A 22,091-nucleotide genomic window follows, 5' to 3' on the forward strand; every position below is an offset into this window, starting at 1 on the left:
GTTCGGTCGTTCAATTGTTCGAAGGGCCGTCCCCGGCCGACGCCGACACCAGCCGGTGGCGCGCCCGCCCCATGAGCTCCTCGCGCTCGTCCTCGGTCAGCCCGCCCCAGACGCCGTACGGCTCGCGCACCGCCAGCGCGTGCGCCGCGCACTGCGCGCGCACCGGGCACCTCATGCAGACCTCCTTGGCCGAGTTCTCACGAGCGCTCCGAGCCGCACCGCGTTCGCCCTCCGGGTGGAAGAAGAGCGAGCTGTCCACCCCGCGACAGGCGGCCAGAAGCTGCCAGTCCCACAGGTCCGCGTTCGGTCCGGGAAGGCGGGAGAAATCTGCCATTACGTGACCCCTTGTAGCCGTTCTGGGCGGATACGGTGTCTACGACCGTATAACTACGATCTAAGGAGATGAAAATATGACTCATTGCGAATCTAGCCTCAGACACCAGCAAAAGGGAAGAAAAGGGTCTGAATGGGGCATGGTTGTGATGAAACGTTGTGGGTCCACCGCACATGTCTGCACCGTGTCCGAGCCCTCACGTAGAGTGCCGAAGATGGCACACGGCCCCGTAACTCTTTCGAGTGACCGTCGTTGAGAGTGCGAGGCGGTTGGAAAGACAAGCGCTCGGGCAGGTGTCCGAGACGGTCGACCGCACAGGTGACGATTTCGTACCAGCCTGGAGGCTCAAGGTGACGTGCATCAGCTGCGGAGGGCGGCCATGACATCCGTCCTCGTCTGCGACGACTCCCCGCTTGCCCGAGAGGCGCTCCGCCGCGCGGTCGCGACCGTGCCCGGCGTCGAGCGCGTGACGACGGCGGCCAACGGCGAGGAAGTCCTCCGCCGCTGGGGCGCCGACCGCTCGGACCTGATTCTGATGGACGTACGCATGCCCGGTCTGGGCGGCGTCGAGACCGTCCGGCGGCTGCTGTCCGCCGACCCCGGTGCGCGCATCATCATGCTCACCGTCGCCGAGGACCTCGACGGTGTGGCGCTCGCGGTCGCCGCCGGAGCCCGCGGGTATCTGCACAAGGACGCCTCGCGCGCGGAACTGCGCGCCACCGTCACGCAGGCCCTGGCCGACCCGACCTGGCGGCTCGCCCCGCGCCGGCTGCGCTCCGCCGAGATGGGCGCCGCACCGACGCTCACCGCGCGCGAGATCCAGGTCCTCGAAGGCATGAGCCACGGCCGCTCGAACGCCGAGATCGGCCGCGAGCTGTTCCTCTCCGAGGACACCGTCAAGACGCACGCCCGGCGGCTGTTCAAGAAGCTCGGCGCCTCGGACCGGGCGCACGCCGTGGCGCTCGGATTCCGGTGGGGCCTGGTGCGCTGAGCAGGCCTGCGTGTGTCGTAGCGGGGGTATGGAAGTCCCCGCCCGCCGCAAGGTGGGCGGGGGTGGCAAAAGGGCCCGCCAGGTGCCCGCTGCTCGTTTCGCCGCGGATGCCGCATCCTTGAGGGTGTGGAGTTCCTCGGGGACGAGTCGATCGAGCGGGACGGGAGGGCGCAAAGGATGAGTTCCGGCGCACCTGCTCATAACGCTTCGGTGCACAACGACGGGCGCGATGCCACGGACCGGATGCCGCCAAGGCACCATGGACCGATGCGCGACGACGAGGCGGGCACTGCCCAAGGGGCGATCGGCGGGCTCGTGCATCGCGCCGTCGACGGGGACGAGCAGGCTACGCACGATCTGCTTGCCCATGTCCACCCCCTGGCGTTGCGCTACTGCCGCACCCGTCTGTCCCGTCTCCCGGGCGACGCGCGGCACTTCGTCGAGGACCTCGCACAGGAGGTCTGTGTCGCGGTCCTCCTCGCTCTGCCGCGCTACAAGGACACCGGACGCCCCTTCGAGGCGTTCGTCTTCGCCATCGCGGCGCACAAGGTCGCGGACCTCCAGCGAGCGGCGATGCGGCACCCCGGCTCGACGGCCGTCCCTTCGAACGAGATGCCGGAGCGGCCGGACGACTCGCTCGGCCCCGAGGAGCGCGCCCTGCTGAGCAGCGACGCCGAATGGGCCAAGAAACTCCTGGCCAACCTCCCCGAGAACCAGCGGGAGCTGCTGCTGCTGCGGATCGCGGTGGGCCTCACGGCCGAGGAGACCGGCCAGATGTTGGGAATGTCACCCGGAGCGGTCCGCGTGGCCCAGCACCGGGCACTGAGCAGACTGCGGGCGCTGGCCGAGCAGTAGTTCCTCCGGTGAACGGGCAGGGCGCCGATTCCGTACGAAGGTACGAAGCCCGCAGTCATCGCGAACCGCGGAATCCGGGGCCGCTGCTTCCCGTTAGCATGGACATCCGCACCGATCAAGGCCATTGGGGAAGGTGTCATGACTGCAAACGTCGACGGAGTGCCCGGTAAATTCGCGACACTCGGGCTGACCTACGACGACGTGCTGCTGCTGCCGGGTGCATCCGAGGTGCTCCCCAACGCGGTCGACACCTCGTCCCGCATCTCCCGCAACATCCGTGTCAACATCCCGCTGCTCTCGGCGGCGATGGACAAGGTGACCGAGTCCCGCATGGCGATCGCGATGGCCCGCCAGGGCGGCGTCGGCGTGCTGCACCGCAACCTCTCGATCGAGGACCAGGTCAACCAGGTCGACCTGGTGAAGCGCTCCGAGTCCGGCATGGTCACCGACCCGATCACGGTGCACCCGGACGCGACGCTGGCCGAGGCCGACGCCCTGTGCGCCAAGTTCCGCATCAGCGGTGTCCCGGTCACCGACGGCAACAAGAAGCTGCTCGGCATCGTCACCAACCGCGACATGGCCTTCGAGTCCGACCGCTCGCAGCAGGTGCGCGAGATCATGACCCCGATGCCGCTGGTCACCGGCAAGGTCGGCATCTCCGGCGCCGACGCCATGGAGCTGCTGCGCCGCCACAAGATCGAGAAGCTTCCGCTGGTCGACGAGGCGGGCATCCTCAAGGGCCTCATCACGGTCAAGGACTTCGTGAAGGCCGAGCAGTACCCCAATGCCGCGAAGGACGGGGAGGGCCGCCTGATCGTCGGTGCCGCCGTGGGCGCCAGCCCCGAGGCGCTCGAGCGGGCCCAGGCGCTTGCCGAGGCCGGGGTGGACTTCCTGGTCGTCGACACCTCGCACGGCCACAACAGCAACGCCCTGAGCTGGATGGCGAAGATCAAGTCGAGCGTCCACGTCGACGTGATCGGCGGCAACGTCGCCACGCGCGACGGCGCCCAGGCGCTGATCGACGCCGGGGTCGACGGCATCAAGGTGGGCGTGGGCCCCGGCTCGATCTGTACCACCCGGGTGGTCGCCGGCATCGGCGTCCCGCAGGTCACCGCCATCTACGAGGCGTCCCTCGCGGCCCGTCCGGCCGGTGTCCCGCTGATCGGCGACGGCGGTCTGCAGTACTCCGGCGACATCGGCAAGGCGCTGGCCGCCGGCGCCGACACGGTGATGCTGGGGAGCCTCCTCGCCGGCTGCGAGGAGTCGCCCGGCGAGCTCCAGTTCATCAACGGCAAGCAGTTCAAGTCGTACCGCGGTATGGGCTCGCTGGGCGCCATGCAGTCGCGCGGCCAGGGCAAGTCGTACTCGAAGGACCGCTACTTCCAGGCGGAGGTGGCCGCCGACGACAAGCTCGTGCCCGAGGGCATCGAGGGCCAGGTGCCCTACCGCGGCCCGCTGGGCAACGTCCTGCACCAGCTCGTCGGCGGTCTGCGCCAGACCATGGGTTATGTGGGTGCCGCCTCCATCGAGGAGATGGAGTCCAAGGGCCGCTTCGTCCGGATCACCTCGGCGGGCCTCAAGGAGAGCCACCCGCACGACATCCAGATGACCGTCGAGGCGCCGAACTACAGCCGCAACAAATGACCCGCACGCGCGCGTGAAGCATGCCGAGGGCGGCTCCGGAGCATCCGGGGCCGCCCTTGTCGTACCCGTCGCCCATACTGGAAGACGCTGAAACGCATCAGGGAAAGGCCACACACGTGACTGAGATCGAGATCGGGCGCGGCAAGCGCGGCCGCCGGGCGTACGCCTTCGACGACATCGCCGTCGTCCCCAGCCGCCGTACGCGGGACCCGAAGGAGGTCTCCATCGCCTGGCAGATCGACGCCTACCGCTTCGAGCTGCCCTTCCTGGCCGCCCCCATGGACTCGGTCGTCTCCCCGGCCACCGCGATCCGCATAGGAGAGCTCGGCGGCCTCGGCGTCCTGAACCTGGAAGGCCTGTGGACGCGGCACGAGGACCCGCAGCCGCTGCTCGACGAGATCGCCGGGCTGGACGTGGACAACGCGACCCGCCGCCTCCAGGAGATCTACGCCGCGCCGATCAAGGAGGAGCTGATCGGGCAGCGCATCAAGGAGGTGCGCGACTCGGGCGTGGTCACCGCCGCCGCGCTCTCCCCGCAGCGCACGGCCCAGTTCTCCAAGGCCGTCGTGGACGCGGGCGTGGACATCTTCGTCATCCGCGGTACGACGGTCTCGGCGGAGCACGTCTCCGGCTCGCACGAGCCGCTGAACCTGAAGCAGTTCATCTACGAGCTCGACGTCCCGGTGATCGTCGGCGGCTGCGCCACGTACACCGCGGCCCTGCACCTGATGCGCACCGGCGCGGCCGGCGTCCTGGTCGGCTTCGGCGGCGGCGCCGCGCACACCACGCGCAACGTGCTGGGCATCCAGGTCCCGATGGCCACGGCGGTCGCGGACGTGGCGGCGGCCCGGCGCGACTACATGGACGAGTCCGGCGGCCGGTACGTACACGTGATCGCGGACGGCGGTGTCGGCTGGTCCGGCGACCTGCCCAAGGCGATCGCCTGCGGCGCCGACGCGGTGATGATGGGCTCCCCGCTCGCGCGCGCGACCGACGCGCCGGGCAAGGGCCACCACTGGGGCATGGAGGCGGTCAACGAAGAGCTGCCGCGCGGCAAGAAGGTCGACCTCGGCACGGTCGGCACCATCGAGGAGGTCCTCACCGGCCCGTCCCACACTCCGGACGGCTCGATGAACTTCTTCGGGGCGCTGCGGCGGGCGATGGCCACCACCGGCTACAGCGAGCTGAAGGAGTTCCAGCGCGTCGAGGTGACGGTCGCGGACTCGGTGCACCGGCGGTAGGCGGTACGACGGAGCCGTACGAACGTCCCGTACCCGTACGACAGCGCCTACGACGGCGAAGGGCCCGCCCCTCTCGATTCCCGATCGAGGTGGGCGGGCCCGTTCGCGTACGTCCTTACGCGGCGGCCTTCTTCGCGCCGGAGAAGGCGGCGAACGCGCCGATCGCGAAGAACAGGAAGGTCATCGCGTCGGTCGACTCGTTCCAGCCCGCGGTCACCACGTCGAAGTGCTCGGAGAGCACCGTGCTCAGGGACATGCCGGCCAGGTCGGCCGTGATCATCGCGACCCCGAGGAGCTGGCCCAGGTAGACGGCGCCCAGAGACAGGACGGCGCTCACCACGGGAACCACCGGGTTGGCGCCGCCGAGCTTGCCGGCGGCGAAGCCGATGAGGAAGCCGACGCCGATGGCCGCATAGCCGATCTCGCGCTCGGTGGCGCCGATGATCGCGCCGTAGATTCCGGCGGTGATCAGTGCCACGACGACGGCGACGACGAGGCCGAGGGTGATGTTGCCCCGGGCCGGCGCGCTGGGTGCCGGGGGCGGCGGTACGGCGCCCGGGTACTGGGCATACGGCTGCTGGGTGCCCGGCTGCTGGGCGTACGGGTTGCCGCCGTCGGTGGGCGGCGGCACGGCGCCGGGCTGCTGGGCGTACGGATTGCCCTCGGCGGGCTGTGGCGGCACTGACTGGGTCATGACAGAAATCCCCCCATGTCCCTGACGGGACCGGTGAACTGTCCCTCACGGGACCGGTGAACGAGCGGTGGTGTGTGCGCACGACTGTGCGACGGAACTCGCGCACATGTGTGCGACGAGTCGCCGAAGAGTAGCAGGCGCCTTTGCCCGTTTCACTGGCGAATTCAGCAGTGGTGCACCGGTTGATTCGCACTCAGAGCCGGTGCGCGGCCCCTGTCGGCGTCGTCCCGCGGGTGTCCAGCAGGAGTTGGGCCTTCACCGACAGGCCCTGGAGGTCGTACGTGCGGTGGTTCTGGAGCAGGATCGTCAGGTCGGCGTCGGCTGCGGCCTCGTAGAGGGAGTCCGCGCGCGGGACGGGGCGGTCCAGGACGCTCCAGGAGGGGATGTGCGGGTCGTGGTAGCTGACGGAGGCGCCCAGCTCCATCAGCCGGACCGCGATCTCCTGGGCCGGGGTGGACTGCTGGTCGGCGAGGTCGGGCTTGTAGGTGACGCCGAGGAGCAGCACGCGGGCGGCGCGCGCGGACTTGCCGTGCTCGTTGAGGAGGGCCGTGGCGCGCTGGATGACGTAACGGGGCATCTGGCTGTTGACCTGCTGGGCGAGTTCCACCATGCGCAGGGTGCGGCCCGCGTGGCCGGTCAGGTCCTGAGGGGCGGCGTGGCCGCCGACGCCGGGGCCGGGGCGGAAGGCCTGGAAGCCGAACGGCTTGGTCTCCGCGCAGCGGATGACGTCCCAGAGGTCGACGCCCAAGTCGTGGCACAGGACGGCCATTTCGTTGACGAGGGCGATGTTGACGTGCCGGTAGTTGGTCTCCAGGAGCTGCACGGTCTCCGCCTCGCGCGGTCCACGCGCGCGTACCACCTTCTCGGTGAGACGGCCGTAGAAGGCGGCGGCCGACTCGGTGCAGGCGGGCGTGAGGCCGCCGATCACCTTGGGGGTGTTGGCGGGGGTGAAGTCGCGGTTGCCGGGGTCGACCCGGCTGGGGGAGTAGGCGAGGTGGAAGTCGCGGCCCGCGCGCAGTCCGGAGCCCTCTTCGAGGAGCGGGCGCAGGAATTCCTCGGTGGTGCCCGGGTGTACGGGCGACTCCAGGATCACCGTGGTGTGCGGGCGCAGCCGGGCGGCGAGGGTACGGGCGGCCGCCTCCACCTGGCTCAGGTCCGGCCCGCCGTCCGCGCCCCGTGGGGTGGGGGCGCAGATGACCGCGGTGCGCACCCGGCCGAGCTCGGCCGGGCTCGTGGCGTGCCGGAAGCCCCCCGCGAGCATCCGGCGCAGTTCGGCGGGGCTGAGGGGGCCGGGCTCCGGTCCGGTCCGGTATCCGAGGGTGGAGATGCCGGCGGCGACGGCGGCCTGGGCCAGGGGCAGTCCGTAGGGGCCGAGTCCGATGACGGCGAGATCTGCGGGCATGACGTGGGCCGTCCTTCCCAGTAGCCGAAGCGGGACAGGTGCGCAAGCCCGGTGGACAGGATGGGCGAGTGCAATGTCAGACTAGGAGTAAATATGACCGATATGCGGGATTGGTTCCGTGTGTCTTCTGCTGGGTCCGTCACCGGTTTCCCGTGGGCCACATGACCGTCAGCCAGCGGGTCCGTGAAAGTTGTCCACAGGCTGGGGGTGACTGGTGGCTGAACTCGGGCAAGCCGGTCAGAATTTGGGCATGGGGGATACGGACAGTGGGAGGCAGCGGTGAGGACAGCGACACTGGGACCGGCGCAACGCGCCGAGTCACTCGCATCAATGGCCGAGCGCGAACTGGACGTGCTGGTGGTGGGAGCGGGAGTGGTCGGTGCGGGCACCGCGCTCGACGCCGTGACCCGAGGCCTGTCCACCGGCCTGGTCGAGGCGCGTGACTGGGCGTCGGGCACCTCCAGCAGGTCCAGCAAGCTGATACACGGCGGCCTGCGCTACCTGGAGATGCTCGACTTCGCGCTCGTACGGGAGGCGCTGAAGGAGCGCGGCCTGCTGCTGGAGCGGCTCGCCCCGCACCTGGTGAAGCCGGTGCCGTTCCTGTACCCGCTCCAGCACAAGGGCTGGGAGCGCCTGTACGCCGGCTCGGGCGTCGCCCTCTACGACGCCATGTCGATGGCCCGAGGACACGGCCGGGGCCTGCCCGCGCACCGCCACCTGAGCCGCCGTCACGCGCTGCGGGTGGCGCCGGCCTTGAAGAAGGACGCGCTGGTCGGAGCGTTGCAGTACTACGACGCCCAGATGGACGACGCCCGCTTCGTGGCGACTCTCGTGCGCACGGCGGCGGCGTACGGCGCGAAGGCCGCCAACCGCGCGCGCGTGAGCGGGTTCCTGCGCGAGGGGGAACGCGTGGTCGGGGCCCGGGTGCTGGACGTGGAGGCGGGCGGGGAGTACGAGATCCGCGCCAAGCAGGTCGTGAACGCGACCGGGGTGTGGACCGACGACACCCAGGCGATGGTGGGAGAGCGGGGGCAGTTCCACGTCCGGGCGTCCAAGGGCATCCATCTGGTCGTACCCAAGGACCGGATCCACTCGACGACCGGGCTGATCCTGCGCACCGAGAAGTCCGTGCTGTTCGTCATACCGTGGGGCCGGCACTGGATCATCGGCACGACAGACACCGGCTGGAACCTCGACAAGGCGCACCCGGCCGCGTCCAGCGCCGACATCGACTACCTCCTCGAGCACGTCAACGCGGTGCTCGCGGTGCCGCTGACCAGGGACGACGTCCAGGGTGTCTACGCCGGCCTGCGCCCCCTGCTGGCCGGCGAGTCGGACGCCACCAGCAAGCTGTCGCGCGAGCACACCGTGGCGCATCCGGTGCCGGGGCTGGTCGTCGTGGCGGGCGGCAAGTACACGACGTACCGGGTGATGGCCAAGGACGCGGTGGACGAGGCGGTGCACGGCCTCGGCATGCGGGTCGCCGAGTGCGTGACGGAGGACGTGCCGCTGCTGGGCGCCGAGGGCTACCGGGCGCTGTGGAACGCGCGAGCGCGGATCGCCGCCCGGACCGGTCTGCACGCGGTGCGCGTGGAGCACCTGTTGAACCGGTACGGGGCGATGGCGGAGGAGGTCCTCGACCTCATCGCCGCGGACACCGCGCTGGGCGAACCCCTCCACGCCGCCGACGACTATCTGCGCGCCGAGGTCGTGTACGCCGCCTCGCACGAGGGCGCACGGCACCTGGACGACGTGCTGACCCGGCGCACCCGCATCTCCATCGAGACCTTCGACCGGGGTACGCGCAGTGCCCGCGAGGCCGCCGAGCTGATGGCGCCGGTGCTCGGCTGGGACAAGGACCACATCGAGCGGGAGATCGAGCACTACGAGAAGCGGGTGGAGGCCGAGCGCGAGTCGCAGCGGCAGCCGGACGATCTGACGGCGGATGCGGCGAGGCTGGGGGCGCCGGATATTGCGCCGTTGTAGGTCGATATGGGTAGTTCTGGGTAACTCTTTGCTCACGTAGCTGCCGGTTATGCGGGGTCAGTAGCCGGCCGCCGAGCAGGGCCGCGGCGGGGGCGCCACCCCGTGTGGCCAAGAGTGGAAGGAGCGCGTCCGTGGGCGGGGCTGAGAGCGCCGAGGAGGCGGCCGGGGCCAGACCGAGGAGGGCTATGGACACAGGAACGGCGAGTAGCGTCCGAAGTGGAGGGAGCGGTGGGAGTGGTGGGAGCGGTGGCATCGCGCGGGTCCTCCCTTGTCGCGGCCCATCATGCGGGGTCACGGAGCGCGTGCCGGGGTGAGGGTGTCCGGTGTTGTGAGTCCCCGGGGCCGAGAGGTGTCTTGGGTTGAGCTGAGGAGTCCCGCGAACCAAGAGGGGGTCTTGGGCTGAGGAGTCCCCGGGGACCAAGAGGGGCCTTGGGCTGAGGAGTCCCCGGGAACCAAGAGGCGCCTTGGGCTGAGGAGTCCCGGGGGTCACCGAGGTGTCTCGGGCTGTGAGGTCCTGGGGCGGGAAATGCGGGGTCGCGCGGCGGTCGGCGGGCTGCCGGGGGCACCCTGGGCGTTGGGCACTTGTCGGGTGAGGGACAATGGAGGCTCTGTCAGGGCGGGTTGCATGAGGGGACGCATGTCGGAGGCGGAGCGGGCGGGGGCATCCCGGCAGGACAAGAGTGATCGTCTCCTCGCCGGGCGTTACCGGTTGGGAGAAGTGCTCGGCCGCGGCGGCATGGGCACGGTGTGGCGTGCCGAGGACGAGACTCTGGGTCGGACGGTCGCAGTCAAGGAACTGCGGTTCCCGTCGAATATCGATGACGACGAGAAGCGGCGGCTGATCACGCGCACGCTGCGCGAGGCCAAGGCGATCGCGCGGATCCGCAACAACAGCGCGGTGACGGTCTTCGACGTGGTCGACGAGGACGACCGGCCGTGGATCGTGATGGAACTCGTCGAGGGCAAGTCGCTCGCCGAGGTCATCCGGGAGGACGGCCTCCTGGACCCCAGGCGCGCGGCGGAGGTCGGCCTGGCGGTCCTCGACGTGCTGCGGTCCGCGCACCGCGAGGGCATCCTGCACCGCGACGTGAAGCCGTCGAACGTGCTGATCTCCGAGGACGGCCGGGTCGTGCTCACCGACTTCGGCATCGCCCAGGTCGAGGGCGACCCGTCCATCACCTCCACCGGCATGCTCGTCGGCGCGCCCTCCTACATCTCCCCGGAGCGGGCCCGCGGGCACAAGCCGGGGCCGGCGGCCGACCTGTGGTCGCTGGGCGGGTTGCTGTACGCGTCGGTCGAGGGTGTGCCGCCGTACGACAAGGGGTCCGCGATCGCGACGCTGACCGCGGTGATGACCGAGCAGTTGGAGGAACCGAAGAACGCGGGTCCGCTGAAGGACGTCATCTACGGGCTGCTCACCAAGGATCCCGCCAAGCGGCTCGACGACGCGGGTGCCCGGGCGATGCTCAACGAGGTGATCCACGCGCCCGAGCCGAAGGCGGCCGAGCCGGAACTGGTGCCGGACGCGACGAAGGTCGTTCCCCTGCCCCCGCAGCCGGATGAGCGTGCGAGCAAGAAGAGTTCCGCGGGCGCCGGCTCCGGGAGCAAGCGGGGCGAGGAGGCGGCCGACCGGTTCCGCGGGGCACTGCGCTCTGTGCGGAAGGCCGCCGGAGCGGCGGGAGCCGCGGCGACCGGCGCGGCTGCGACGCGTACGAAGTCCGGTGCCGAGGCTGCTGGTGCGGGCTCGGATGGTGTTTCGGATGGTGGCTCGGCTGGGGCGAGTTCCGGTTCCCGTGGCGGGTCGGTTGCTTCGGGCGCCGGTGGCGGACCCACCGCTTCGGGCGCCGGTGGCCGACCGGCCGCTTCGGGCTCCGGTGGTGGTGCGGCTGGTTCGGGTTCTGGGAGTGGTGCGGTCGGGGCGGGTTCCGGTGTGGGTGTAGCCGGGGCTGGGGGCAGTGGTGGTGTGACGGCCCCGGAATCGGGCCGTGGTGCGGGGGCCTCGGGTTCCCGGGGTGGTGCTGCTGGTTCGGGCTCGGGTGGTGCTCGTGATTCGGGCTCGGGTGGTTCCGGGACTTTGGGGAAGGCCGCGTCGGGTGTGTCGGCAGCGTCCGCTCCGGCGTCCGATTCCCGCTCCGGTTCCGGTTCCGGTTCAGCGTCGGTGTCTGCTGGTTCGGGTTCGGGTTCGGGGCGGGTTCCCGGGGCTCGGGACGGGGGTGCGCAGGGAGCGAGCGGGGCCACGGGGGGCCGGAGTTCCGGGTGGCCCGTGATGACGCCGCCGGATCTGCCGCCGCGGCCTGTGCCCAGGGCGCCGCTCACCGATGTGGTGCCGCGGCGGACCCTGGTGATCATCGCGGTGGTCGTGGCGCTCGCCGTGATCGGTACCGTGCTGGCCTTCACGCTGGGCGCCGACGACGGCTCCGACGGGGCCGAGAGCGGTGGCGGGACCAAGGTGACCGCGAGCGCGAGTGCGGACACCAAGGAGGACGAGAACGGCGGCACCCGTACGGACAGTGAGGCAACCGCGTCCGCGACCTCGGGGGCGGGGGCGGGATCCAAGACCACGCCGAGCTCTGGGGCGAGCACGTCCGGGGGCACTGGCGAGGGCTCGGGTGACTCCTCCGGCTCCGGCTCCGGCTCCGGTGACGACAGTGCGGTGAAGACGTACCGGGGGAACCAGGGGTATTCGATCGGGTTGCCCGATGGGTGGAAGTACCGGTCCACGGATGGCGCGGGGGACCGCTTCACCGGGCCCGACGGGCAGAAGCTGCTCGTCGCCTGGACGTCCACGCCGAAGGGCGACCCGGTGGCGGACTGGGAGAACCAGGAGCGGAGCATGAGGCGCTCCCAGTACACGAAGATCCGAATAGCGGAGGTGGACTACCGAGGCTGGAACACGGCCGACTGGGAGTTCACCTATGTGGAGGGCGGGACGAAGTACCGGACGATCGACCGGGGGTTCGTCGTCAACGATCATCTCGGATACGCCCTGATGTACACGGCGAAAGCCGCGAACTGGGGCAGTGAGCAGCGCGCGGACACATGGCGGACGTTGGCGGAGACCTTCAAACCGAAATCGTGAGGAGCCGTGCAGTGATCGGCCTCTTGTTCGGTTTCTTGTTTGAGGCGTGAGATCTGGGAATCCCCTCTTTGCGGGTTGCCTCCGGCACGTATCGTGAGTGCTTGCGGACCGTACGCATCCAGGAATGGGTACAGAACGGGCCGCGAGGCGAACGGAATTGACCAACCGGGCGGCCGAGGGAGGCAACGTGGACGACTATGCGGGACGGGTACTCGCCGACCGCTACCGCCTGCCGCTGCCGCCCTCCGACGAGTACGAACTCACCGAGACCCGGGCCTTCGACACCTACAGCGGGCAGGAAGTCCTGGTCAGGCAGGTGCCGTTGCCAGAGGTCGTCGAGGCGGAGGTGCTCGACGCGGAGGGCTTGCCGGACGGCTTCACGGCGCGGGACCCGCGGGGGGCGCGGGACCCGCGGGGGGCCCGGGAGCGTGGCGCGGGGCGCGCTCCGGCGGGCTCCGGTACGCGGCGGCCTACCGATCCGGCCGTACGGCGGGCCGTGGAGGCCGCGCAGGCCGCGGCCCGGATCCCCGACCATCCTCGGCTCGACCAGGTTTTCGACGTGTTCGCCGATGGCGGTTCACTGTGGATCGTCAGCGAGTTGGTGGCCGCGCGGCCGTTGGCCGCCCTGCTCGCCGAGAAGCCGTTGACGCCGTACCGGGCCGCCGAAGTGGCCTCCGACGTCCTCATGGCCCTGCGGGTGCTGCACGCCCACGGCTGGGTGCACCGCAACGTCACCGCGCGCACGGTGCTGGTCTGCGACGACGGCCGGGTGATGCTGACCGGCCTGGCGGTCGGCGCGGCGGAGGAAGCGCTGTGCGGGTACGACCCGGTGCCGGCCGAGGACGCGGAATGGGGCGGCGGGGGTGGGGAGTTCGGCGACGGGCGGGCCTCTGACGGATCCGGTGGTGCCGGGGTGCCTGGTGGTCCGGGTGGGGGTCGGCCGGGTGGAGCTGTTGGAGCCGGTGGGATCAGCGGTGTCGGTGCGCCCCGAGGAGCCGGTGCATCCCATGGGCGTGGTGGCGTGGGAACCGGCGGGCCTGGTGGGTCCGGTGGGCCCGGCCCGGCCGGTGGTGCGGTGGGGTTCGGTGGAGCGGATCCCGAGGCCGCTCGGCGGGCCGCGATCGAGGCTCGGGCGGCCGGGGCACTGCCGGCTGCCGGGGCGGAGGCGGCGAACGGGGCGTCGGCCGCGCTCGTCCGCAAGGCCGTTGACACCGGCGGGGACGTCAGGGCGGCGCGGGCCGGGGCGATCGCCGCGTATCGCGCGGGGGCGCGGGCAGCGGCCCGGGTCCAGGAAACGCAGAACGGCCGGGCGGCACTGCCGGGGGCGCGTCCCGCCCCCGAGGACGACTCGACAGCACAGGGTGACCCGCCGGCACAGGCCGCCCCGAACCCGACCGCACTGCCCGCGACCTACCCCGCCCACGAGGGCGCCCCGGACCCGCAGCCCAACGGCTCCGCGCAGCCGCCGTATCCCATGGCGAACGGTGGGCAGGCGCCGCCGTATCCCACGACGAACGGATCGGCGCAGCCCCCGTATCCCTCGGCGAATGGCGACCAGGCGCCGCCCTACTCCACACCGCCCTACTCCACGGCGAACGGCGGGCAGGCGCCGCCCTACTCCACGCCGCCCTACTCCACGGCGAACGGTGCGCAGCCGCCGCCGTACCCCACCGCCAACGGTTTGGAGCACCTGCCCGGCACCGAGGCTCCGGGGCAGATAGGCGACCCCTACGGCACGAGTGCCACCTCCTGGCACGGTGCCGCGCCCCGCGGCGGAACCGGCGGCACGCCGTCGGCCGGGGGGAGCGGGACGGGTGCGGGGAGCCACGGGCGTACGGCTCTGCCCGCCGGTGCCGGAGGGAACGGCGGGCCTACGCCGCCCGGCACCCCCGCCCCGGGACTCAGCGCACCGTCTGGTCACGGTGGGCCTTCGCGCTCTGCCGGACTCTCCGATCACCGCGGTCCGTCCGGCCATGCCGCACTCCCCGGTCAAAGCGGGCCTCCCGGCCACGCCGCCGCACCCTCCGGACACGGCACGCCGTCCACCCCCGGCGGCCCCGGCACTCCCGGCACCCCCGTCCCACCCGTCGGCGTACAGGCACCGCACACTTCCGGTACCGGCACCGGCACCCCACCCCCCACCCGCTGGGACGACCTGGCCGCCAGTGTGCCCGCGCGGCGAGGGCCGACCACCGCGCTGGCCGCTGAGCGGGCTCGGCATGCCCGGATGGCTGTGGTGGGACCCGTGACCGAGCGGTGGGCGCCGGAGCAGGCCGGGCCCGTGCATGAGAACTGGCAGCTGGCGGCGCCGATCGGGCCCGCGACCGACCTGTGGGCGTTGGGCGCGCTGCTCTTCCGGGCCGTACAGGGACACGCGCCGTATCCGGAGGAATCGACGGCCGAGCTGGTGCAGTTGGTGTGCGCGGAGCCGCCTGCCTTCGCCGAGGAGTGCGGTCCGCTCAGGCCGGTCGTCGAGTCGCTGTTGCGGCAGGATCCGACCGAGCGGCTCGACTTCGAGGAGTTGAACGGCTGGCTGCGTTCGCTGGTGCGGTCGGCGCCCGAACCGGAGGCCGGCGCGCATGTCGTCGCGGCGCCGCCCGCCGACACCAGCCGGCTGCCGATCGTACGGCGGCGGGGCGAGCTGGTGCGTCGGCGGCGGGCCGGGCTGCCCGCGCACCACGGGCGGCACAAGCGGGCCCGGGAGGAGGTCCGTTCGCCGCGCCGGCTCGGCCGGACCCTGCTCCTGCTGATCCTGCTCGCGCTGGCCGGGGCGATCGCGTACGCCATGTACTTCATGCCGAAGACCGACCCCGGCGCGGGGAGCGCCGCGGACCGGGCCGGTACCGCCGGTGAGGTCGGCCCGGCGCCCGCCGAGTCGCCGGAGGCCAGCAGCGAGCCCCGGCCCGACCAGACCTCGCCGGAGGAGTCGAAGGAGGCGAGCAGTCCCTCGTCGTCCACCGGTTCCACCGAGACGCAGACCGCCGGTCCCGAGGTCGCCGACGGCTTCACCCTGCGCAAGGACGCGGCGGGCTTCCAGGTCGCCGTGGCCAACGGCTGGGACCGCACGCCGGGGAACGGGCGCGGTCAGGTCGTGTACTCACAGGGGAACTTCGAGCTCATCGTCGTACCGGGGCGGGACAGCGCGGCCGAGGACGGCAGCGATCCCATGGTGTACCAGCGGGAGAAGGAGCCCGAGCTCCAGCCGTACCGCGACTCCAGCTGGGCCACCGCGACCGGGCTGAAGACGATCCAGGTGGGCGAGCGGACCATGGCCGAGGGGCAGTTCACCTGGACCGGCGACGACGGGCGCGAGCTGTTCGTGCGTAATCTCGCGATGCTGGTCGACGGGAAGTACCACGTGGTGCAGGTGCGCGGCCCGGAGGCCGAGCGGGACGAGGTAACCCGGCTGTACGAGCAGGCGTCGGCGACGTATCAGATCACCGGCTGAAACTCAGGCCACCTGCTGAAGCAGCCTAGGTTCCCCTGAGGGAACGCCACCCGCGTCCCACGGGTTTACTCATGTCTCTCGAAACGCCAACCGTCACAGTGCGGTCACCGTGACACCCCCCTGGTTCCCCTGGGAGCGGGCAGGTACTTAACCTGAGCCTGTCAAGAACATTGCGGGGCAACGTGAATCAGATGCAGGGTCAGCTCCTCGCCGGTCGCTACCGGCTCGCCGACACGATCGGCAAGGGCGGCATGGGGCGGGTGTGGCGTGCGCACGACGAGGTGCTGCACCGGGCCGTCGCGATCAAGGAGTTGACCGCCGCGCTCTACGTCTCCGAGAGCGACCAGGCCGTTCTCCTCGCCCGTACCCGGGCGGAGGCGCGTGCCGCCGCGCGGATCAACCACTCCGCCGTCGTCACCGTGCACGACGTGCTCGATCACGACGGCCGGCCGTGGATCGTGATGGAGCTGGTCGAGGGCCACTCGCTGGCCGACGCGGTCAAGGAACAGGGTCGGATCGAGCCGAGGGAGGCCGCGCGCATCGGGCTGTGGGTGCTGCGTGCGCTGCGCGCCGCGCACTCCGCCGGCGTGCTGCACCGCGACGTGAAGCCGGGCAACGTGCTGCTGTCCCGCGACGGCCGGGTCCTGCTCACCGATTTCGGCATCGCGCAGGTCGAGGGCGACACCGCCATCACTCGGACCGGAGAGATCGTCGGCTCCGTCGACTACCTCGCCCCCGAGCGGATCCGCGGCCACGACCCGGGAGCCTCCTCGGACCTGTGGGCGCTGGGCGCCACGCTGTACACGGCGGTCGAGGGCCGGTCGCCGTTCCGCCGCACCTCACCGCTGACCACCATGCAGGCGGTCGTCGACGAGGAACCCACCGAGCCGCGGTACGCCGGTTCGCTCGGGCCCGTCATCGCCGCCCTGCTGCACAAGGATCCGGCCGTGCGGCCCGACCTGGCCGAGGCCGAGCAGATGCTCGCCGAGGCGGCGGAGGGACGGCGGCCGAGCTCGGCGCAGGCGTACGTCCCGACGCAGCACGTGGGCAACCGCCGGGAGACCGAGAGCCGTACGGGACCGGAGGCGGCCACGGGTTCGCCGTACAGCTCAACCACCGGTTCGCCGTACGGCTCAGCCACGGGTACGCCGTACACGCCGGCGACCGGCACGCCGTATACCCCGGCGACCGGTACGCCGTACGGCTCGGCCGCCGGTACGCCGTATCCGCCGGCGAGCGGTCACACGGCCGTCGGACCGGGGCAGCCTGCCGCCGCCGCGCCCCCGCCCAAGCGCCGCCGTCTGCGCACCCTGGCGCTCGTCGTCGCGCTGGCCGCGATCGTCGGCGGGGGCTCGGCCGTGGCGTTGCAGCAGTGGGACAAGGGGCGGCAGCAGGACGTCACGTCCGCGGACCCCAGCCCGACGAGCACCGGCGCGAGTACCTGGGTCACCCGGCACGACCCGGTGGGCTTCAGCCTCTCTCTGCCCAAGGGCTGGACGCGGAAGGAGTTCAGCGACGCGGACGGCATCGAGCAGATCGACTACTCACCCGACGGCGGTGAGCATTTCATCCGCATCGCCGTCGACGAGTCGCCGGACTTCAGCGTTCCGTACGAGCATCAGCGTGACCTGGAACAGCAGCTGAAGTCGAAGCTGGTCGACTACAAGACGGTGACGTTGGAGAAGAACATCTACCGTGACCGCCCCGGCTCCCTGTGGGAGTACACGTGGACCGCGCTGGCCAAGGACAAGGCGACCTTGCCCGGGCCGCGTCGCGCCATCGAGGAGACGTACCTGGCGCGGGACGGCATCGAGTACGCCATCTACATGTCGTCGCCCGCCTCGGACTGGGCGAAGACCCGCAAGCAGTTCAAGACTGTCCTTCAGGGCTGGCAGCCGAAGGGCCCCTGAGCCCGTCCCTTTTTGGCTGGTCGACGCCCCGGAGCGGATCCGTCCGGTGCGGGATGATGAGACGTATGAGGACCGAGGGGGACAACGCCCGTGTGATCGCGGGCCGTTACCGGCTGGAGGCACTCCTCGGGCGCGGCGGCATGGGCGTGGTGTGGCGGGCGACGGACACGCTGCTCGGCCGCGGGGTCGCCGTCAAGGAACTCCCCCTGGACGAGACTCTCCCCGCCGACGACGCCCGGCGGTGGCGCGACCGCACCCTGCGGGAGGCGCGCGCGGTCGCGCAGTTGAGCCATCCGCACATCATCGTGGTCCATGACGTCGTCGAGCACGACGAGCGCCCCTACCTCGTCATGGAGTTGATCGACGGCGGCTCGCTCGCCGAGCGCATCGGCGAGCACGGCCCGGTCGACCCCGCCGAGGCCGCCCGGATCGGCATCGCCCTGCTGGGCGCGCTGCGCACGGCCCACGCGGCCGGGGTCCTGCACCGCGACCTCAAGCCCGCGAACGTCCTCGTGGAGGACGGCACCGACCGCGTCGTCCTCACCGACTTCGGCATCGCCCGGGTCGAGGGCGCCACCACGCTCACCGAGACCGGGTCCTTCGTCGGCTCGCCCGAGTACACCGCGCCCGAGCGGATCGCCGGGGCCAGGACCGGCCCCGAGTCCGACCTGTGGTCGCTGGGTGCGCTGCTGTGCACCGCCCTGAGCGGCGAATCGCCGTTCCGGCGCGACTCGTTGGGCGGCATCCTGCACGCGGTCGTCTCCGGCGAGATACGGCCGCCCGCCGAGGCCGGGCCGATCCTGCCCGTCGTACAGGGCCTGCTGGAGCGGGATCCCGGACGGCGGCTCGATGCGGGGGATGCGGAGCGGATGCTGCGGGACTTCCTGGACACGGGCCGTACGCCGGGAGGGTTCGGCGCGGGGGAGCGTCACGGGTACTCGCAGCGGAGCGTGCTGGTCAGCGCGTTTCTGGTCGCCGCGATGGCGGGGGCGGGGGTGTCGGCGGCGGCGCTGCTCATGGACCGGGACGGCGACGGGAACGGGGGTGTGGTGCCCACGAGTTCGGCGCCTCAGACCGCTTCCGGCGGTCGGGACACACCGCGTACGCCGAGCACCTCGACGTACTCGAGCGTGTCCCCCTCGCCCAGCCTCTCCGGCGGGACAACGGCACGCTCACCCTCGGCGGGTGGGTGAGCGGTCCAGCCGGGTCCCGCGTCGACAAGCGGGTGTTCCGCGCGGTACTCATGAGGCATGAGCAACAGCGGGGGCGACACGGACCCCAAGGGCGTGCTGCTCGACGGGCGTTACCGGCTGATCGAGCGCATCGGATCCGGCGGCATGGGCACCGTCTGGCGGGCACGCGACGAACTCGTGGAGCGCGAAGTCGCCGTCAAGCAACCCCGGTTGCCGGGTGACCCGGAGCACGAGGCACACCGGCGCGCCGCTCACCGGCTCTACCGCGAGGCCCGGGCGGCCGCCCGCGTCGACCATCCCGCCGCCGTCGCCATCCATGACGTGGTCGTCGAAGAGGAGGACGGACTCCCGTGGATCGTCATGGAGTTGGTCCGTGGCGAATCCCTGCACGAGGCGCTCAGGCGCGGCCCGCTGCCACCCGCCGAGGCCGCCCGCATCGGCCTCGCCGTCCTCGGCGCCCTGCGCGCCGCGCACGCCGTCGGGATCGTGCACCGGGACGTGAAGCCCGCCAATGTCCTGCTCGGCCACCACGACCGCGTCGTCCTCACCGACTTCGGCATCGCCCACGTCCAGGGCGAGGAATCCCTCACCGCCAGCGGCGAGTTCGTCGGCTCGCTGGAGTTCATCGCCCCCGAGCGGATGTCGGGCACGGGCGCCGGCCCCGCCTCCGACCTGTGGTCCCTGGGCGTCCTGCTGTACGCCGCCGTGGAAGGAGGCTCTCCTTTCCGGCGTATGACACCGGAGTCGACGCTCGCCGCGATCCTCGCCGCCGATCCGCCCGAGCCCACCCGGGCCGGCCCTCTCGGGCCGCTGATCACCGGGCTGCTGGCGAAGGACCCCGAACGGCGGCCGGCCCCGGAGGAGGCCGCACGGGCACTGGAGTCGGCGGCGGGGGAGCGGCGGCCTGTGGACGACGCACCCCTGCCCGAGCCCGAGCCCGAGCCCGAACTCCCTGATACCGATCCCACTCCCAAGCCACCCCAACCTCTCCCCTCACCCCTCCTCCCCCCACCCCCCAAGCACCGCACCGTCATCCGCACGGCCGTCGCCCTCGTGGGCGTCCTCCTCGCCGGCGGCGTATGGCTCAGTACCTCGTTCGCCGGCGGAACAGCCCCGCAGGACGGCTGGGTAGCGCACCGCGATCAGGCGATGGACGCCGTTCTCCACCTCCCCCCGCAGTACAAGCGGATGCACCAGGTGGGCGAGGCCCGCGACGACCCCCGCATGAGCGTGTACGGCAATGGCACTGGCAATGGCACTGGCAATGGCGAGAACATCCAGGTCTTCCTCACCGAGTGGGACCAGGCGCCCGGCTCCCCGACGACCGAGGCGAAGAAGACCCCGGTCGCCTGGGAGGGGTACGAGCGGTCCGCCGGCCAGTACACCCCCACCAGCTTCCACGGTCAGGAGGCCGTCCTCGCCGACGTCACCTACGATCCGCACGGCACACCGACTCGCGTGATGCGGCTGGTCGTCCGCACCGACGACGACCGGATGTACCAACTGCGCGTGGACATGCCGAAGGGAACGGCGGACGAGAAGAAGGGCACGGCCCTCTTCAAGGAAGCCCGCGAGCGGCTGGAGATCGGGAAAAGCTGAGTCCGCAGGGCCAGTCCTGGCCGGCGTCATGTGAGCAGCCGGTGAATCCCCATTACCGACGGGTACACAAAGTCTTCGCGGCGTCATACCCTGCGGCTCATGACGGACGCGCAGGCCCCGGCCCAGACCGGCACGAACCCCATCGCCCCCGCCCCGGCGGGCGCCCGCACCGCCGCCGACGTGGTCACGCCCGAGCTGGTCGCCCAGCTCACCAAGGGTGTGGTCGGCTCCGGCCGGACCGCCAACCACACGCCGTTCACCGGTGAGAAGCTGGCGGATCTGCCCGAGTCCACGCCCGAGGACGTACGGAAGGCCTTCGAGACGGCCCGCACGGCGCAGTCCGTCTGGGCGCAGACTCCCCTGCGGGAGCGCGCCGCCGTACTCCTGCGCTTTCACGACCTGATCCTCGAACGCCAGGCCGAGGTCCTCGACCTGGTCCAGCTGGAGACCGGCAAGGCCCGGCTGCACGCGCACGAGGAGGTGCAGTCCGTCGCCGTCGCGGCCCGCCATTACGGCCGTAAGGCACCCGCGTATCTGAAGCCGAAGCGGCACGCGGGCGCCGTGCCGACCCTCACCCGCGTCACCGAACTGCGCCACCCGCGCGGTGTCGTCGGCTTGATCGTGCCCTGGAACTACCCCCTGGAACTGTCGGCCGGCGACGCGCTCCCGGCGCTCGTCGCGGGCAACGCGGTCGTGATGAAGCCCGACACGGAGACGTGTCTGACGGCCCTCTGGGCCCGTGACCTCCTCATCGAGGCCGGTCTGCCCGCCGATGTCTTCCAGGTGGTCCTCGGCGAGGGGCCCGTCGTCGGCCCGGAGATCGTCAAGCACGCCGACTACGTCTCCTTCACCGGTTCCACCCGCACGGGCCGCGAGGTCGCCCAGGGCGCCGCCGCCCGTCTGATCGGCGCCTCCCTCGAACTCGGCGGCAAGAACGCCATGCTGGTGCTGGAGGACGCCGACATCGAGAAGGCGGCGGCGGGCGCGGTCCGCGCCTGCTTCTCCTCCGCCGGCCAACTCTGCGTCTCCATCGAGCGGTTGTACGTCCACGAGTCGATCGCCGACGCGTTCGTCGAGCGCTTCGCCGCCCGTACGAAGGCCATGCGGCTCGGCACCTCCCTGGCCTACGGCGCCGACATGGGATCCCTGGCCGGAGAGCGGCAGCTGGAGACCGTCGCCCGGCACGTCGAGGAGGCCGTGGCGAAGGGCGCGAAGCTTGTCGCCGGCGGGGCGGCCCGCCCGGACATCGGCCCGTACTTCTTCGAGCCGACCATCCTCGACGGCGTCGAGGCCCCGATGGCCGTCTGCTCGGAGGAGACCTTCGGCCCGGTCGTGTCGATCTACCGCTTCAAGACCGACGACGAGGCGGTGCAGGTCGCCAACTCCACGCCGTACGGCCTCAATTCCTCCGTCTGGACGAAGGACGGCCGCCGTGGCCGCGAGGTCGCCTCCCGCCTGCGCACCGGAACCGTGAACGTCAACGAGGGCTACGCGTCCGCCTACGGCAGCGTCCAGGCCCCCATGGGCGGCATGAAGGACTCCGGCCTCGGCCGCCGCCACGGCTCCGAGGGCATCCTCAAGTTCACCGAGGCCCAGACGATCGCCCAGCAGCGCCTGCTGCCGATGGCTCCCTCACTGGGAATGGACGATGAGAAGTACGCCCAGTTCATGAGCCGCAGCCTCCGGCTCATGAAGGCATTCCGGTTCAGGTAGAA

At 71.4% G+C, this 22,091-nt stretch carries 14 protein-coding genes; 11 read left to right on the forward strand and 3 right to left on the reverse strand.

Annotated features, from left to right (window positions below):
* Nucleotides 1–10: 10 nt before the first annotated feature.
* Entirely contained in the window at nucleotides 11–334 is a 324-nt protein-coding gene (locus AB0I77_RS28645; RefSeq protein ID WP_363285600.1) for a WhiB family transcriptional regulator, read from the reverse strand.
* A 379-nt stretch (nucleotides 335–713) separates the two neighbouring features.
* On the opposite strand from AB0I77_RS28645, the gene AB0I77_RS28650 reads away from it, so the two are divergent.
* The 4 genes from AB0I77_RS28650 (at nucleotide 714) to AB0I77_RS28665 (ending at nucleotide 5,065) form a co-directional block, all read left to right on the forward strand.
* Nucleotides 714–1,325 (forward strand): response regulator transcription factor, encoded by a 612-nt coding sequence (locus AB0I77_RS28650; protein WP_003948568.1) that lies wholly within the window; start codon nucleotides 714–716, stop codon nucleotides 1,323–1,325.
* 267 nt (nucleotides 1,326–1,592) lie between these two features.
* Nucleotides 1,593–2,180, forward strand: coding sequence for a sigma-70 family RNA polymerase sigma factor (locus AB0I77_RS28655; protein ID WP_363285601.1), 588 nt, complete (start codon nucleotides 1,593–1,595; stop codon nucleotides 2,178–2,180).
* A gap of 138 nt (nucleotides 2,181–2,318) precedes the next feature.
* On the forward strand, nucleotides 2,319–3,824 hold the full coding sequence (gene guaB, locus AB0I77_RS28660; RefSeq protein WP_363285602.1) for an IMP dehydrogenase: 1,506 nt from the start codon (nucleotides 2,319–2,321) through the stop codon (nucleotides 3,822–3,824).
* 116 nt (nucleotides 3,825–3,940) lie between these two features.
* Entirely contained in the window at nucleotides 3,941–5,065 is a 1,125-nt protein-coding gene (locus AB0I77_RS28665; RefSeq protein WP_363285603.1) for a GuaB3 family IMP dehydrogenase-related protein, read from the forward strand.
* Nucleotides 5,066–5,180: 115 nt separating this feature from the next.
* Here the strand turns inward: AB0I77_RS28665 and AB0I77_RS28670 are convergent, their stop codons facing one another.
* Together AB0I77_RS28670 and AB0I77_RS28675 are read right to left on the reverse strand one after the other, a co-directional pair.
* Complete coding sequence (locus AB0I77_RS28670) at nucleotides 5,181–5,759, reverse strand: hypothetical protein (protein WP_363285604.1); 579 nt, start codon at nucleotides 5,757–5,759, stop codon at nucleotides 5,181–5,183.
* A gap of 193 nt (nucleotides 5,760–5,952) precedes the next feature.
* Nucleotides 5,953–7,161 (reverse strand): nucleotide sugar dehydrogenase, encoded by a 1,209-nt coding sequence (locus AB0I77_RS28675; RefSeq protein ID WP_363285605.1) that lies wholly within the window; start codon nucleotides 7,159–7,161, stop codon nucleotides 5,953–5,955.
* Between the two features lie 279 nt (nucleotides 7,162–7,440).
* On the opposite strand from AB0I77_RS28675, the gene AB0I77_RS28680 reads away from it, so the two are divergent.
* The 7 genes from AB0I77_RS28680 (at nucleotide 7,441) to AB0I77_RS28710 (ending at nucleotide 22,089) form a co-directional block, all read left to right on the forward strand.
* Nucleotides 7,441–9,147: a glycerol-3-phosphate dehydrogenase/oxidase gene (locus tag AB0I77_RS28680; protein WP_363285606.1), complete on the forward strand. Its 1,707-nt coding sequence runs from the start codon at nucleotides 7,441–7,443 to the stop codon at nucleotides 9,145–9,147.
* A 637-nt stretch (nucleotides 9,148–9,784) separates the two neighbouring features.
* The gene (locus tag AB0I77_RS28685) at nucleotides 9,785–12,226 is read left to right on the forward strand and encodes a serine/threonine-protein kinase (RefSeq protein ID WP_363285733.1); all 2,442 of its coding nucleotides are present in this window, start codon (nucleotides 9,785–9,787) and stop codon (nucleotides 12,224–12,226) included.
* A gap of 187 nt (nucleotides 12,227–12,413) precedes the next feature.
* Entirely contained in the window at nucleotides 12,414–15,674 is a 3,261-nt protein-coding gene (locus AB0I77_RS28690; RefSeq protein ID WP_363285607.1) for a protein kinase, read from the forward strand.
* Between the two features lie 191 nt (nucleotides 15,675–15,865).
* Nucleotides 15,866–17,584: a protein kinase gene (locus AB0I77_RS28695; RefSeq protein WP_363285608.1), complete on the forward strand. Its 1,719-nt coding sequence runs from the start codon at nucleotides 15,866–15,868 to the stop codon at nucleotides 17,582–17,584.
* A gap of 65 nt (nucleotides 17,585–17,649) precedes the next feature.
* Nucleotides 17,650–18,777, forward strand: a complete 1,128-nt coding sequence (locus AB0I77_RS28700; protein WP_363285609.1) for a serine/threonine-protein kinase — start codon at nucleotides 17,650–17,652, stop codon at nucleotides 18,775–18,777.
* A 57-nt stretch (nucleotides 18,778–18,834) separates the two neighbouring features.
* On the forward strand, nucleotides 18,835–20,376 hold the full coding sequence (locus AB0I77_RS28705; RefSeq protein WP_363285610.1) for a serine/threonine-protein kinase: 1,542 nt from the start codon (nucleotides 18,835–18,837) through the stop codon (nucleotides 20,374–20,376).
* Nucleotides 20,377–20,475: 99 nt separating this feature from the next.
* Nucleotides 20,476–22,089 (forward strand): succinic semialdehyde dehydrogenase, encoded by a 1,614-nt coding sequence (locus tag AB0I77_RS28710; protein ID WP_363285611.1) that lies wholly within the window; start codon nucleotides 20,476–20,478, stop codon nucleotides 22,087–22,089.
* Nucleotides 22,090–22,091: the final 2 nt, after the last annotated feature.

Source organism: Streptomyces sp. NPDC050619, from assembly GCF_040654815.1.
GTDB lineage: Bacteria > Actinomycetota > Actinomycetes > Streptomycetales > Streptomycetaceae > Streptomyces.